Raw genomic sequence first — 14,276 nt, forward strand, 5'->3', positions numbered from 1 at the left:
CCATGATCATCCGGAATTTCATCGCCTTGGGCGCGAGCGCGTTTGCATTGGCAGCGGCGGCACCGGCGCTGGCCCAATCGGCGCCTGCCCAGGCGACCACCGCCAAGCCCACGCCCGCTACCGCGAATGCCAAGCCGGCGACGGCCAAGCCCGCCGCAGCGCCATTGCCGACGATGAGCTTCGGCAAGTGGGGCTTCGATCCGGCGGGCATCGACCGCGCAATCGATCCGGGTGACGATTTCTTCGCCTTCGCCAACCAGCGCTGGCTCGATGCCAATCCGCTGCCGCCCGAATTCAGCCGTTTCGGCGCGTTCAACCTGCTGCGCGAGAAATCGACCAGCGATGTGAAGGCGCTGGTGGACGCGCTCGTCGCGAAGGACCCGGCCAGCCTCAGCGATGACGAGCGTCGCATCGTGGGGGCGTACAAGTCGTTCCTCGACACGGCCGCGATCGATGCCGCGGGCCTTGCCCCGGCAAAGCCCTATCTCGACGAAATCCGCGGAGCGGACACGCTGGGCGAACTGGCGACCCTGTGGGGCACCGTGGGCTACCCCTCTCCGGTCGGCGGCTATGTGACGGTCGATGCCAAGGAGCCGACGCGCTATTCCGTCGGCGTGGGATCGGGCGGCCTGGGCCTGCCTGACCGTGATTACTATCTCGACACGACCGAGAAAGGTAAGGGTATCCAGGCCAAGTACCGGGAATACCTCACCTTCCTGCTCGGCCAGGCCGGTTACGCCGATGCCGCGGCCATGGCGGCCAGGGTCTATGGTTTCGAAGACGCGATCGCGCGCAACGTGAGCTGGGACCGCGCGGTCCGCCGCAACCGCGACCTGACCTACAACGCGATGAGCCCGGCGGAGCTGGCCGCGCTCGATCCGTCGTTTCCGACTGCGGCGTTCCTGAAGGCATCGGGCTTTGACGAGACGGACCGCTTCATCGTGTCCGATCTTCCGCCCACCGCCGACCGCGTGGCAGAGCTTGGCCTCGATGCGGCGACGGTTGCCAAGATCGGCGGCGGCACCCCGGCGATGATGAAGCTGCTGCGCGAAACGCCGGTCGACGTGCTGCAGGCGTGGACGATCAAGAACTTCCTCAACTCCAACGCCGCCGTGCTGCCGAGCGCGATCGACGCGGCGCAGTTCGATTTCTACGGGCGCACGCTCAACGGCACGCCGGAACAGCGCCCGCGGTGGAAGCGCGCGATCGACGAGACCGAAGGCCTGCTGGGCGAGCTGGTGGGCGCGTCGTATGTCGCGCGCTATTTCCCGCCTGCGAACAAGGCGGCGATGACCGAGCTGGTCGAAAACCTGCGCAAGGCGATGGCCGTGGGCATCCAGGAAAACGCCTGGATGAGCCCGGCGACAAAGCCCGCCGCGATGGCCAAGCTGGCCGCGTTCGACCCCAAGATCGGTTACCGCGATGAACTGGAAACCTACGCGGGGCTCGCGATCACGCCGGGCCAGCCGCTCGCTAACCGCATGGCGGCGGGCAAGTGGGCCTATGCCGACATGCTGTCCAAGCTGGGCGGCCCCATCGACCGCACCGAATGGGGCATGCTGCCCCAGACGGTGAATGCATACTACAACTCCACCAAGAACGAGATCGTGTTCCCGGCGGGCATCCTCCAGCAGCCGTTCTTCGGCCTGACGGCGGACCCGGCGGTGAACTACGGCGGGATCGGCGCGGTGATCGGCCACGAAATGGGCCACGGCTTCGACGACCAGGGTTCCAAGTCCGATGGCACCGGCATGCTGCGCAACTGGTGGACCGACGCGGACCGCGCCGCGTTCGACAAGCTCGGCAATGCGCTGGTGGCCCAGTACGATGCGCTGTGCCCGCTCGATGACGGCAAGACCTGCGTCAACGGCCGCCTGACGCTTGGCGAGAACATCGGCGATCTCGGCGGGCTCAGCATCGCGTACCGTGCCTACCGCATGTCGCTCAACGGCAAGGAAGCGCCGGTGATCGACGGCCTGACGGGCGACCAGCGCTTCTTCCTTGCCTGGGCGCAGATCTGGCGCGCCCAGCAGCGCGAGGATGCCGCACGCCAGCGGCTGCGCACCGATCCCCACAGCCCCGAGGAGTACCGGGTCAACGGCATCGTCCGCAACTTCGACGAATGGTACAAGGCGTTCGGCGTGACGCCGGACGACGCGCTTTACATTCCGCCGGAACAGCGCATCCGCATCTGGTGATCCGCCGCAGGCGGCATGACGGGCCGGGGCAGTCGCTTGACTTGCCCCGGCCTTTCGTCATGGAGCGCAGCCGATGGGCCTGTTACTGACCGCAATCCTCCTCGGCATGCTCGAAGGGCTGACCGAGTTCCTCCCCGTATCCTCGACCGGCCACCTTATCCTGGGGCAGGCGATCTTCGGCTACGATCCGGCGCAGTGGAGCCAGTTCAACATCGTCATCCAGCTCGGCGCGATTTCGGCCGTCCTGGTGACCTATCGCACGCTGTTCTGGCAGATGGGCACCGGGGTCCTGCGCCGCGAGGCGGAGGCGCTGCGGTTCGCCCGCAACATCATCGCCGGCTTCCTGCCGGCCGCGGTGATCGGCCTGCTGGCCAAGGACGCGATCGAGGTGATGCTCGGCAGCCCGCTGGTCGTCGCGATCGCGCTGGTGGTCGGCGGCATTGCCATGCTGGTTCTGGAACGGACCGTGCGGCCCGGCCCGGACACGGGCGTTGCGGACATGCCCATGCGCACGGCGGTCGCCATCGGGTTCTTCCAGTGCCTGGCGATGATCCCGGGAACCAGCCGTTCGGGCGCCAGCATCCTCGGCGCGCTGGCGATGGGCGTCGGCCGCAAGACGGCGGCGGAGTTCTCGTTCTTCCTTGCGGTGCCCACGATGCTGGGCGCCGCCACGGTGAAGATTCTCGACGATCCGGTGCTGCTGGCGGGGGAAGCGGCCATCGGCTGGGGCGAGATCGCTGCGGGATTCATCACGGCCTTCCTCGTGGCCCTCGCGGTGATCCGCCTGTTCGTGGCTTATGTCAGCCGCCATGGTTTTGCGCCCTTTGCATGGTACCGCATCGCGCTCGGCACCGGGGTCATCGTCTGGCTCATGAGCGCCTGACCGGCGGGCCCGGCGTCGGGCCGCAGCAAAGCAAATCAGGAACCAAAGGCGAGCTCGCGATTTTCCGTCCTCAAGGCTTACGCTAAATTTGTTTTCGGATTGAACATGGGACTCCTGGTACTTGTCGGGGTCGGGAGCATTCTCGGCTGGCTGGCTGCAATCATCACTCGCCGCGACGGCACGCGCGGGGTTGGCGAGAATGTCGCCATCGGCGTCCTCGGCACCTTCATCGGCGCGGCGCTCGTCACCCAGACCTCGCTCATCGAAGGTCTGTCGGCTACGGCGCTCGGCCTGGGTCTCGCCGGGGCCGTGGCCCTGCTCGGCGCTTATCAACTGACGCGCCGCGAACTGGCCCGCTAGGCGTCTCGCAGAAATCGCTTACCACCGGGGGTTCGGCTTGTTATGCAGGCCCCCCAATTCAAAAGGGGAAGACTGAAATGAAGAAGCTAATTGCCCTTTCGTCGGCGCTGGCCCTCGGCCTGACCGTCGCTGCGTGCGACGGCCCGCAGGAAAACGCCATGGAAGACGCCGGCGAACAGAACGCCGAAGTCGTGAACGAGCAGGCCGAAGCCCTCGAAGACGCCGGCCAGCTGACCGACGACCAGGCCGATGCCGTCACCGACGCCGCAGAGGACAAGGCTGACGCGATGGAAGAAGTCGGCGAAGCCCAGGACCAGGCTGCCGGTAACACCACCGACCCGACCTGATCCGATCAACGATCTTATCAAAGGCGGCCCTGGAGCGATCCGGGGCCGCTTTTTCGTGAGCCGCCTGTCAGTACGCTCGCCCGCGCGCGTTCAGACCTGCTGCGCGCCGCTGCCCCTGCCACCGCGCAGCAGGTATTCCTGCGTGCCCCGGTGCACCACGTTGTCGAGATCGATCACCGCGCTGTTGGCATAGGTGAACCCCGGCCCCAGGTTGCGGTAAAGGCGATCGAAGTCCCGCTCGACCGTCTGGCGGAACAGGTCCTCGAAGCTCTCGATCACGAAGTACGTGGGCTGGAGATCGTCGATCACGTAATCGGTGCGCATCACCCGGTCGACGTTGAGCATGATGCGGTTCGGGCTGCGCGCCTCGGTGGCGAAGACCACTTCGGCCGGCCCGGACAGGATGCCCGCGCCATAGGCCTTGATTCCGCCGGCTTCGTGGATCAGCCCGAATTCCACCGTGTACCAGTAAAGCGCGCCCAGCGCCTTTAGCCGGTTATAGCGCATCGCCTTCCAACCGGCGCGGCCGTATTCCTGCATGTAGTCGGCATAGACCGGATCGGTCAGCATCGGCACGTGCCCGAACACGTCGTGGAACACGTCCGGTTCCTGGATGTAGTCGAATGTCTCGCGCGTGCGGATGAAGTTTCCCGCGGGGAACCGCCGGTTGGCAAGGTGCCAGAAAAACACGTGATCGGGGATCAGCATCGGGACCGGCACCACCGACCAGCCGGTCAGCGCGCCCAGGTCTTCCGACAACCTGCCGAATTCGGGCACGCCGCCCCGGTTCAGGTTGAGCTTCTGCAGACCCGCCATGAAGGCGCTGGCGGCGCGGCCGGGCAGCACGTCCATCTGGCGGGCGAACAGGTCGTTCCAGATCGCGTCGTCGTCGCTGGAGTAATCGGCCTGTCGCGGCTCCAGCCAGTCGTCACCCACGTGGTCCGGCTTCCTGAGCGGCGCGGTGAAGACATCGTCCGGCATGTCCGGCAGCGCGGCAAAGTCCTGCGGTTCGAGAGCCTGTGTCGCCATGGTTGCAGATGTAAGCGCTGCGCCGCGCGAAGAAAAGTCAGACGGCGCCGGTGGCCGCGACGATCTGGCGCCCGTCGCCGGCGAATGCGCCAAGCTCGACCGTTTCATCGGCCCGGCGCAACGCGAGATGGAGCGGCTCGCCCGCGATGGCCGGGCTCATGGCGCGGAAGGCGAACCGGCGCAGGGCCTGTTCGCCCAGCACGTCGCCAGCCATCTGTAGCAGGAGGCTGGCCATCAGCGGGCCGTGAACGACGAGGCCGCGGTAACGCTCTTCATCGCGCGCATAGGGGGCATCGTAATGAATGCGATGCGTGTTGAAGGTGAGCGCGGAGAAGCGGAACAGCAGAGTCTCGCCCGGCACGATCTCGCGCACCGCATCCCATTCGCCACCGCTGAACCGGCCGCCACCCATGGGCGGCGGCTGGAGCGGCGCGTCGGGGTCCGCCGCCTGCCGGTACACCAGCGTCTGGACCTCGCGCACGGCAGCGACGCCGTCCGCGCGCGTTTCGTGCGCCACCTCCACGAAGACCATCTCGCCGCTCTTGCCGGACTTGGGCGCGATCGAAGTGATGCGGGACGTGCGCTCCACCGCCGCGCCGACCACGATCGGGGACAGGAACGCGATGTCGCTGGCGGCCCACATCCGGCGGGGCAGGGGCACCGGAGGCAGGAAACTGCAGCGCGTTTCATCGCGCGCTGGGTGTCCGTCGGCGCCCAGCGCGGCGGTCGGCGCATCGGGGGTGCAGAGACAGAAGTGAATGCCCTGCGGCATCGCGCCGGTGACCTGCGCCGCGAGGTCGAAGGTCGCCAGCCAGCGCGCCGCGAGCGCCGGATCCAGCCGGTCGCCGCGCTGCTCCTCCCGCCCGGTCCATGAGGAAAAGTCGTTCATCACGTCGCGCGTTCGAAGATCGCCGCGATGCCCTGGCCGCCGCCAATGCACATCGTCTCGAGGCCGAAGCGCGCCTGCCGCCGGCGCATCTCGTGCGCCATGTCGGCGAGGATGCGCCCGCCGGTCGCACCAATCGGGTGGCCGAGGCTGATACCCGATCCGTTGACGTTGAGAATGTCGCGGCGGCTGTCGTCGTCCGACCAGCCCCAGCCCTTGAGCACCGCAAGCACTTGCGGCGCGAACGCTTCGTTCAGCTCGACGAGATCGATCCGGTCCCAGCCGATGCCGGTCCGGGCGAACAGCCGCTCGACCGCCGGAACGGGGCCGATGCCCATGCGGCTGGGGTCGCACCCGGCCGCGGCATAGCCGGTGAACCAGAGCATGGGTTCAAGGCCGAGTTCCTCCAGCTTGTCTTCGGCAACCACCAGGCACGCGGCCGCAGCATCGTTCTGCTGGCTGGCGTTGCCCGCAGTCACGACCCCGTTTTCAAGCGCGCGCAGTTTGCCAAGGGTTTCCATGCTGGCGTCGGCGCGGAAGCCTTCGTCGCGGGCGAAGGTGATCGGATCGCCTCGCTTCTGGGGCACATCGACGGCGACCAGCTGCGCATCGAACTTGCCCGCGTCCCACGCGGCGGCCGCGTTCCGGTGGCTGCGCACGGCGTAGGCATCGGCAGCCTCGCGGCTGATCCCATAGTCCTTCGCCAGGTTCTCGGCGGTCTCGATCATCCCGCTGATCACGCCGAAGCGTTCGACCGGCTGGCTCATCAGCCGGCCGCGGGTCAGGCGGTCCCACAGGGCGAGGTTGCCGGCCTTGACCCCGCCGCGCAGCCGCGTGGTGTAGTGTTCCACGTTCGACATGCTTTCGCAGCCGCCCGCCACCACCACGTCGGCATGGCCCGCCTCGATCATCATGGCGGCGTTGACCACCGCCTGCAGGCCGGAACCGCAACGCCGGTCGAGCTGGTATCCCGGCACCTCTAGCGGCAGGCCGGCAGCAAGCCAGCTCCAGTGCCCGATGGCGGGGGCCTCGCCGCTGCCATAGCCCTGGCTGAACACGACGTCGTCCACCCGGGCGGGATCGATCCCGCTGCGCTCGACCAGCGCCTTCAGGATCACCGCGCCGAGCTGCCCCGCCTCCAGCGGGGCAAGCGTGCCCAGGAACTTGCCCACCGGAGTGCGCAGGGGGCTGACGATGGCGGCGCGGCGCTTGCGGCTGCGGGCCGGGTTATCAGGCATGTGTCTTTCCTTCGATGAGGCTGGGCCGGCGGGGGCGGGGACCACGTGTCATATTGTCCCGATGCAGAGGCGCAGGCTTCCGCCCGTCGCCGTTTGCGGCGCGCGCAGGACCGTGGGCAATCGCATGGCCGACGATCATCGCTGCCTGTCGCTGCGCGCGACCACGCCGCGATCGATGAGTCCGGCGATCGTGCCGCTGGAAAGGCCCAGCCGTTCGGCCAGGACCGCCTCGCTGTGCTGGCCCAGGTATGGCGCCGGGGCGGGATCGCCGCGCGGCCGGCCGCCGATGTTGGCGAAGCTGCGGGCAGCCGGATAGGCAAAGCCGCTGGGGTTGGCGGGCGAGGGGCCGAACAGCGGGTTGTCCGCAACCAGCACCGGGTCGGTCGCGGCCTCGTGCATCGTGCGATAGCGTTCGAACGTGGCGCCCGTGCGGGTCAGGCGCTCGGCAATCTCGCCATAGTCGAGGCTGCCCGCGGCCTGCTGGACGATTGCGAACAGCGCCTCGCGGTGGACGAAACGGTGGTGGTCCGACCGGGCGAACTCGACCCCGGCCTCCTCCTCCAGCGCCGCGATGGGCGCCGCGATGTCCAGCGCCGCCACCATCGCTTGCCACTGGTTGGGGGTCAGCACCGCGACCATGAACCGCCGGCCGTCGCGGCTGACGAAATCGCGACCCAGCGCGCCCCAGATCGCATTGCCGAGCCGTTCCCGGTCGGCGCCGCGATAGAGCATCTCGGCCATCGCGCCCGAGTTCGCCACCGTGCCCATGGCGACATCGCCCAGGGGCACGCGCACTTCGCTGCCTTCGCCCGTCGCGGCGCGGTGATGCAGCGCGGCCATCAGGGCGAATGCGCAATATGCGCCGGTGATGAAATCCCACGCGGGCAGCGCCTGGTTGACCGGCGGCGCGGTCTCGTGGTCCCATTCGGCAGGGCCCATCATCAGCGGGTAACCGCTGGCGGCGTTGACGGTGAAATCCATCGCCTGGCGCCCGTCGTGCCAGCCCATGATGCGAACCGAGACGAGATCGGGCCGCCCTTCGCTGACGGCGGCGTGGCTGAGGAAGCTCTTTTCGGGCAGGTTGGTGATGAGCTGGCCGGTCTTGCGCGCGAGCGCGACGCACAGCTCCCGCCCCTCGGGCGCGCGCAAGTCCAGCGCGACCGACTTCTTGGCGCGGTTGAGGTTCTCCCACGGCAGGCTGCGGCCTTCGGCCGTCTGCATGTAGCGGTCGTAGTCGAGCCCCCCGCCGATCTGGTCGATGCGGATCACCTCCGCCCCCATCTGCGCGCAGTAGAGCCCTGCGGTTGGCGAGGCGACGAAGCTTGATACCTCGACGATCGAGAGGTCGGAAAGGAGCCGGTACATTCAGGCCTGGGCGGCGAAATCGCGCAGCATATGCTTGGCGATCTGCAACTGCAGGATCTGCGTCGTGCCTTCATAGATGCGGTAGATGCGCGCATCGCGGAAGAACCGCTCCGCATCGTATTCGGCAAGGTAGCCCGCGCCGCCGTAGATCTGCACCACGCGGTCGACCACGCGGCCGCACATCTCGGATGCGAAGACCTTGAACGCGGCGGCCTTGCGCAGGATGTTCTCGCCGGCATCGGCGCGCGCGGTGACGTCGGCCATCATGCATTCGGCGGCGTAGATCTCGGTCTCGCTCTCGGCCAGCATCTGCTGGATAAGCTGGAAATTGGCGATCGGTTCGCCGAACGCCTTGCGCTCCGTGGCGTAGCGCAGCGCGGAATCGAGCGCGCGGCGGGCATATCCGGTCGCCGCCGCGCCCACCGAGATACGCCCGTTGTCGAGGCTCTTCATCGCGAACACGAACCCCTTGCCCGTCTCGCCGCCCAGCAGCGCCTCGCCCGGCACGTGGACGTCCTCCAGGATCACATCGGCGATATGGCTGCCGGACTGACCCATCTTGGCGTCCGGGCTCCCGACCGTGACCCCGGGCGCGTCCATCGGCACGATGAAGGCCGATACGTGGGCGTTCCTGGGCAGCGCTTCCTTCTCGGTGCGGGCCATTATGAGGCCAACGGAGGCGTGCGGCGCGTTGGTGATGTAGCGTTTGGTGCCGTTGAGGATCCAGCCGTTGCCGCTGGGGTCGGGCCGCGCCGTGGTGGCCATCGCAGCGCTGTCTGAACCCGACCCGGGCTCGGTCAGGCCAAAGCATGCGATCTCGCCCGCGGCGGTGCGCGGCCACCATTCGGCCTTCTGCGCGTCCGTCCCGCCGTTCTTGATCGCCGAATTGAACATGCCGACGTTGATCGAGAAGATCGAACGGAAGGCCGGCGCGGCATAGGCCATCGCCTTCACCACGCACGCGTATTGCGATGTGTTGAGCCCCGCGCCGCCGAATTCCTCGGGCACCGTCAACCCGAACAGGCCCATGTCGCGCATTTCCTGCACGATAGCGTCGGGGATCCTGTCCGCTTCGATCACCTCGCGTTCGGCCGGGATGAGGCGTTCGCGGACGTAGCGTTCGAGCTGTTCGATGAACTGTTCGAACAGTTCGGGGTCCATACCGCTCATTTGCATCTCTCCTGCCTGCATCATGTGGCGCGCGGGCCGGGTGTTGCCGATGGCGCGGCATCCGGCAAGGTCTCGCGCGCGGCGGAGTCGCCGTGGCGCTGCTGCTCCAGCATCTCGGCAGCCTCGGCCAGCGCCTTGGCCTCGCCGGTGGTCATCGCGCCGGGGGCGGGTTCTCTATCGGCCCCACTGCATGCGGCGAGGAGCAACGCGATCGGCAGGGCGAGGGCGGGGCGGTAATCGATCGGCATGGGCCAAGGCATACCGCGCCCACGAAAAAGAAAAAGCGGGCGAATCGCCGAAACGATCCGCCCGCCGTATTCCGCCGGCAGTGCCGGAAACGGTTACTGCGGCTGTTCGGTCGCTTGTTCGGCGGCCGCGGCAGCGGCCTGCGCGCGGGCTGCGACGTCAGCAGCGTTGGCGCCGGCTTCCTGCGCCGTGGTCGGGGTGGCCGAAACTTCGGCTTGCGGAGTCGCGGCGGCGTCGACCGCGGCGTTGGCGGTGGGGTCGGCCGCCGGTGCTTCCGTCACGTCGGCCATCGCCTCGTCAGCAGGCATTTCGACCGTGTCGGCTTCGGCCGCGGTCGATGCGTCGTCGGTGTCGCCGCAAGCCGCGAGCGCGAAGGTGAGCGGGGCGAGGGCGAGGGCGAATTTCTTCATGGACATGCTCCTTGGGTGCACCGGATCGTGCGAAACGGGATGGCCCCATCTACCCCCGCCACATTCGCGCCGCAATCGCCGCTGTCCACAGGCGGTGCATTTCCTTACGCCGCCCGACTATGCCAATGCCCCCGCATGGCGACGATCGCGGCAGGGCCTGGCATCGATGAGGCGCGCGAGCGGTTGCGCGCGCTGTTCGGCTTCGATGATTTTCGCGGCGTACAGCCGCAGGTCGTTGCGCGCGTGCTGGCGGGCCGATCGACGCTGGCCGTCATGCCCACGGGGGCCGGCAAGTCGCTGACATATCAACTCCCCGCCGCGATGATGGAAGGCACCTGCGTTGTCGTCAGCCCGCTGATTGCGCTGATGCACGATCAGCTTCGTGCCGCGCGGGCCAACGGCATCGCCGCCGCCACGCTGACCAGCGCCGATGCCGACTGGCGCGAGACGATCGAAGCCTTCCGCGCCGGCGCGCTCGACCTGCTCTACGTGGCCCCGGAACGGGCGAGCCAGCCGGCATTCCGCGAGATGCTGGCGTCCGCCCCCATCGCCCTGTTCGCCATCGACGAAGCGCACTGCGTGTCGGAATGGGGGCACGATTTCCGCCCCGACTACCGTCAGCTCCGCCCGCTGATGGACGCGTTCCCGCATGTCCCCCGCCTGGCCCTGACGGCGACGGCCGACGCGCACACCCGGGCCGACATTCTCGCCCAGCTCGGCATTCCGGGCGACGGTTTGATCGTCGCTGGGTTCGATCGGCCGAACATCCGCTATGCGATCCGTCACCGCGACAACCTGGTGCGGCAGATCGCGGAGCTGATGCGGGCGGAGCCGGGGCCTGGCATCGTCTATGCTCCGACCCGCGCCAAGGTGGAGAAGCTGGCGCAGCAGCTTGGCGCGGCAAGCGGCCGGCCGGTCCTGCCCTACCATGCGGGGCTGGAGCCAGGCGTGCGGGCGGCAAACCAGGCCGCCTTCGTCGAGTCCGAGGACATGGTGATGGTGGCCACGATCGCGTTCGGCATGGGCATCGACAAACCCGATGTCCGCTTCGTCGCCCATGCAGGCATCCCCAAATCGATCGAGGCCTATTACCAGGAAACCGGGCGCGCCGGGCGCGACGGCGATCCCGCGCAGGCGGTGATGCTGTGGGGCGCGGGCGACTTCGCGCAGGCCCGTCAGCGCCTGTCCGAAGTGCCCGACGATCGGCGCGGGTCCGAACGCGCGCGCCTGGATGCGCTTGCGGGGCTGATCGAGACGGCCGGCTGTCGGCGCGCGGTGCTGCTGCGCCATTTCGGCGAAGACCCGCCCGATCGGTGCGGGAATTGCGACAATTGCCTCGACGCGCCCGGCGTCAGCGATGTTACGGAACTGGCGCGCAAGCTGCTCAGCGCCGCCTATCGCACCGGGCAGAGCTTCGGCCTGGGCCACTTGCAGAAAGTGCTGACCGGCGTTCCGGACGACCGGGTGGTCCAGCGGGGTCACGACCGCCTGAGCGTGTTCGGCATCGTCGACAGCGGCGATGCGCGCCTGATCCAGCCCGTCGCCCGCGCGCTGCAGGCCCGGGGCGTGCTGGTGGCGACCGAACATGGCGGCCTGCAACTCGGCGGGCCGGCAAAGGCGATCCTGAAGGGCGAGCAGCCGGTGGAGATCGTCATCCCGCCGGCGAGCGGCCGGCGCGGCGGGCGGCGCGCCGCAGATACCCCGAATCCGGTCGGCGATCCGCTGTTCGAATCGCTCCGCGACTTGCGCCGGACCATCGCGCGAGAGACTGGCGTGCCGCCGTACGTGATATTCCACGACGCCACCTTGCGTGAAATGGCAGCGGCACGGCCCGGGACGCTTGCGGAACTGGGGGCACTGCCGGGCGTGGGCGCCAAGAAGCTGGACACCTACGGCCGCCGTTTCCTGGAGCTGCTGACCGCCTGATCGCCTTTCCCTTGGCACAGCATGACATAACGCTTGCCAAGTGTTGCTTCTGCTATAAATATGATATCAGATTCATATGGAGGGCACCTGATCATGTCGATCGAACTGAAGGGGATGAACACCAGCCGGGAGCGCGGCGCGGCCACGTTCAACGGCTACGCGATGCTGGCCGTCACGCTGGTGCTGCTCGCGCTGGCGGTATGGCGCTTCGTGCTGTTCGTCCGGCTGGTCGATGCCAACCTCAATGCCGGGCCGGAGGCGGCACTGTCGTTCGGGCTGCTGTTCCTGGCCGGGATCGCGATGGCGGGATTCTACATGATCCAGCCGAACCAGGCTGCGGTGATCACGCTGTTCGGCGCCTACAGGGGTACCGACCGGTCCGAAGGCTTGCGCTGGGTATGGCCCTGGCTGATGCGCAAGAAGATTTCCGCCCGCGCGCACAACGTCCATTCCGAACGGGTCAAGATCAACGATCTCAAGGGCAATCCGATCGATATCGCCTGCAACGTGGTCTGGCGCGTGGCCGATACCGCGCAGGCCGCCTTCGACGTGGAGGATTTCAAGGAGTTCGTGAACATCCAGATCGAGGCGGGCCTGCGCACCGTGGGCGCACGCCACCCCTATGACGATCTGGAGGAAGAGGAGGTGACGCTGCGCGGCAGCCCCGATGTGGTGAACACGGAGCTCCAGGCCGAACTGAACGACCGGCTGAAGGTCGCCGGCATCGTGGTTGACGAAGCGGGCCTCACCCACCTTGCCTACGCAGCCGAGATCGCCGGCGCGATGCTGCGCCGCCAGCAGGCCGAAGCGGTGATCGCCGCGCGCGCCAAGCTGGTGATGGGCGCGGTCAGCATGGTGGAAATGGCGCTGACCAAGCTGTCGACCGACGGTATCGTGGAGCTTGATGACGAGCGGCGCGCGACCATGGTGTCGAACCTGATGGTCGTCCTGTGCGGCGAACGCGAGGCGCAGCCGGTGGTCAACGCCGGGACGCTGTACCAGTAAGAGGCTGACGTGGCGGCTCCGCCCAAGAAGGCCTTCGCCCTTCGTCTCGACCCGGCGGTCCACGCCGCGGTCGAGCGGCTGGCGGCGGCCGAGCTGCGCAGCGCCAACGCCCAGATCGAAATGCTGCTGCGCGAGGCACTGAAGGCGCGCGGCGTGGACGTCGCCAAGGGGCAGCCGATCCGTCGCGGCCGTCCGCCAAGGGGGGAAGATACATGAACACAGTGATCCGTGCCGCCTTGGCGGCAACGATGGTCTGCGCCGCGGTGCAGGGCTCCGCCGCGTCGCCCGCGCCAGCGACCGCCGGCCGCGATATCACGGCCCCGGGCCCGCACGGCGCGCTGGCGGGCACGTACATGGCGCCGGCGGGGGAAGGGCCCGTGATCCTGATCATCCCCGGTTCGGGGCCGACCGATCGCGATGGCAACAATCCGCTGGGTGTCACGGCCGCACCATACCGCCTGCTTGCCGAGGCGCTGGGGGCCGAGGGCATCGGATCGCTGCGGATCGACAAGCGCGGCATGTTCGGCAGCAAGGCCGCCGTACCCGATCCCAACGCCGTGACGATTGCGGACTACGTGGCCGATGTCGAGGCCTGGACAGAGGCCGCGCGCGCCGCATCCGGGCGTTCCTGTATCTGGCTTCTGGGGCACAGCGAGGGCGGACTGGTGGCGCTCGCGGCGGCGCAGAGGACCCCGACCTTGTGCGGCATCATCCTCGTCAGCGCCTCCGGGGAGGCGCTGGGGCAGGTGATGCGCGCGCAGCTTCGGCGGAACCCGGCCAATGCGCCGATCCTCGCCGATGCTTTTGGCGCGATCGACCGCCTGGAGAAGGGCGAACGCGCCGACGTCTCGGCGATGCACCCCGCCCTCCAGCAATTATTCGCACCGGCCGTGCAGGCGTTCCTGATCGACCTGTTCCGCCACGACCCTGCAGAACTTGCGGCGGACGTGCGCATACCGATGCTGATCGTGGAGGGCGGGGAAGACCTGCAAGTCCCGGCCGGCAGCGCGGCGCCGCTGCGGAAGGCGAACGCCGGTGCACGGTATCGGCTGGTGCCCGGCATGAACCACGTCCTGAAACAGGTCCCGCCGGGCGACGCCGCTGCAAACATGGCGGCATACGCCGGGGCCGCGCAGCCGGTATCGCCGGGGCTGGTCGCTGCTATCGCGGAGTTTGTCCGCCGCCAGCCTTTAGCGGGCCGTTAACCGCGAAC

Annotated in this window: 15 protein-coding genes; 8 read left to right on the plus strand and 7 right to left on the minus strand. The window is 68.2% G+C overall.

Annotated features, from left to right (window positions below; all coding sequences use genetic code 11):
- Window positions 1–2 precede the first annotated feature (2 nt).
- The 4 genes from GRI40_RS10075 (at window position 3) to GRI40_RS10090 (ending at window position 3,788) form a co-directional block, all read left to right on the plus strand.
- Window positions 3–2,198 carry a M13 family metallopeptidase gene (locus tag GRI40_RS10075; protein ID WP_160611197.1) on the plus strand — a complete coding sequence of 732 codons (2,196 nt, stop codon included), beginning with the start codon at window positions 3–5 and terminating at the stop codon, window positions 2,196–2,198.
- A 73-nt stretch (window positions 2,199–2,271) separates the two neighbouring features.
- Window positions 2,272–3,081: an undecaprenyl-diphosphate phosphatase gene (locus GRI40_RS10080; RefSeq protein ID WP_160611198.1), complete on the plus strand. Its 810-nt coding sequence runs from the start codon at window positions 2,272–2,274 to the stop codon at window positions 3,079–3,081.
- Window positions 3,082–3,186: 105 nt separating this feature from the next.
- Window positions 3,187–3,441, plus strand: coding sequence for a GlsB/YeaQ/YmgE family stress response membrane protein (locus GRI40_RS10085; RefSeq protein WP_160611199.1), 255 nt, complete (start codon window positions 3,187–3,189; stop codon window positions 3,439–3,441).
- Between the two features lie 77 nt (window positions 3,442–3,518).
- Complete coding sequence (locus GRI40_RS10090; protein ID WP_160611200.1) at window positions 3,519–3,788, plus strand: hypothetical protein; 270 nt, start codon at window positions 3,519–3,521, stop codon at window positions 3,786–3,788.
- Window positions 3,789–3,878: 90 nt separating this feature from the next.
- On the opposite strand, the gene phhA is transcribed toward GRI40_RS10090, so the two are convergent.
- The 7 genes from phhA to GRI40_RS10120 form a co-directional block, all read right to left on the minus strand.
- Window positions 3,879–4,817, minus strand: coding sequence for a phenylalanine 4-monooxygenase (gene phhA, locus GRI40_RS10095; RefSeq protein ID WP_420006868.1), 939 nt, complete (start codon window positions 4,815–4,817; stop codon window positions 3,879–3,881).
- Window positions 4,818–4,854: 37 nt separating this feature from the next.
- Window positions 4,855–5,706, minus strand: a complete 852-nt coding sequence (locus GRI40_RS10100) for an HTD2 family dehydratase (protein ID WP_160611201.1) — start codon at window positions 5,704–5,706, stop codon at window positions 4,855–4,857.
- Entirely contained in the window at window positions 5,706–6,941 is a 1,236-nt protein-coding gene (locus GRI40_RS10105) for an acetyl-CoA C-acetyltransferase (protein ID WP_160611202.1), read from the minus strand. The genes GRI40_RS10100 and GRI40_RS10105 overlap by 1 nt, the downstream gene beginning before the upstream one ends.
- Window positions 6,942–7,076: 135 nt before the next feature.
- Window positions 7,077–8,306 (minus strand): CoA transferase, encoded by a 1,230-nt coding sequence (locus GRI40_RS10110; RefSeq protein WP_160611203.1) that lies wholly within the window; start codon window positions 8,304–8,306, stop codon window positions 7,077–7,079.
- Window positions 8,307–9,482, minus strand: coding sequence for an acyl-CoA dehydrogenase family protein (locus GRI40_RS10115; protein WP_160611541.1), 1,176 nt, complete (start codon window positions 9,480–9,482; stop codon window positions 8,307–8,309).
- A gap of 14 nt (window positions 9,483–9,496) precedes the next feature.
- Window positions 9,497–9,724 carry a hypothetical protein gene (locus GRI40_RS13720; protein ID WP_202390181.1) on the minus strand — a complete coding sequence of 76 codons (228 nt, stop codon included), beginning with the start codon at window positions 9,722–9,724 and terminating at the stop codon, window positions 9,497–9,499.
- Window positions 9,725–9,817: 93 nt separating this feature from the next.
- Window positions 9,818–10,132, minus strand: coding sequence for a hypothetical protein (locus GRI40_RS10120; RefSeq protein WP_160611204.1), 315 nt, complete (start codon window positions 10,130–10,132; stop codon window positions 9,818–9,820).
- Window positions 10,133–10,267: 135 nt separating this feature from the next.
- Here GRI40_RS10120 and recQ point away from each other — a divergent pair, with 135 nt between their 5' ends.
- The 4 genes from recQ (at window position 10,268) to GRI40_RS10140 (ending at window position 14,268) form a co-directional block, all read left to right on the plus strand.
- Complete coding sequence (gene recQ / locus GRI40_RS10125; protein ID WP_160611205.1) at window positions 10,268–12,058, plus strand: DNA helicase RecQ; 1,791 nt, start codon at window positions 10,268–10,270, stop codon at window positions 12,056–12,058.
- A 93-nt stretch (window positions 12,059–12,151) separates the two neighbouring features.
- Window positions 12,152–13,063 (plus strand): SPFH domain-containing protein, encoded by a 912-nt coding sequence (locus GRI40_RS10130; RefSeq protein WP_160611206.1) that lies wholly within the window; start codon window positions 12,152–12,154, stop codon window positions 13,061–13,063.
- 9 nt (window positions 13,064–13,072) lie between these two features.
- Window positions 13,073–13,279: a toxin-antitoxin system HicB family antitoxin gene (locus tag GRI40_RS10135; RefSeq protein WP_160611207.1), complete on the plus strand. Its 207-nt coding sequence runs from the start codon at window positions 13,073–13,075 to the stop codon at window positions 13,277–13,279.
- Window positions 13,276–14,268, plus strand: coding sequence for an alpha/beta hydrolase (locus tag GRI40_RS10140; protein WP_160611208.1), 993 nt, complete (start codon window positions 13,276–13,278; stop codon window positions 14,266–14,268). Before GRI40_RS10135 ends, GRI40_RS10140 begins: the two co-directional genes overlap by 4 nt.
- Window positions 14,269–14,276 lie beyond the last annotated feature (8 nt).

It is taken from the genome of Tsuneonella aeria, from assembly GCF_009827495.1.
In the GTDB taxonomy this organism is placed as follows: domain Bacteria; phylum Pseudomonadota; class Alphaproteobacteria; order Sphingomonadales; family Sphingomonadaceae; genus Tsuneonella; species Tsuneonella aeria.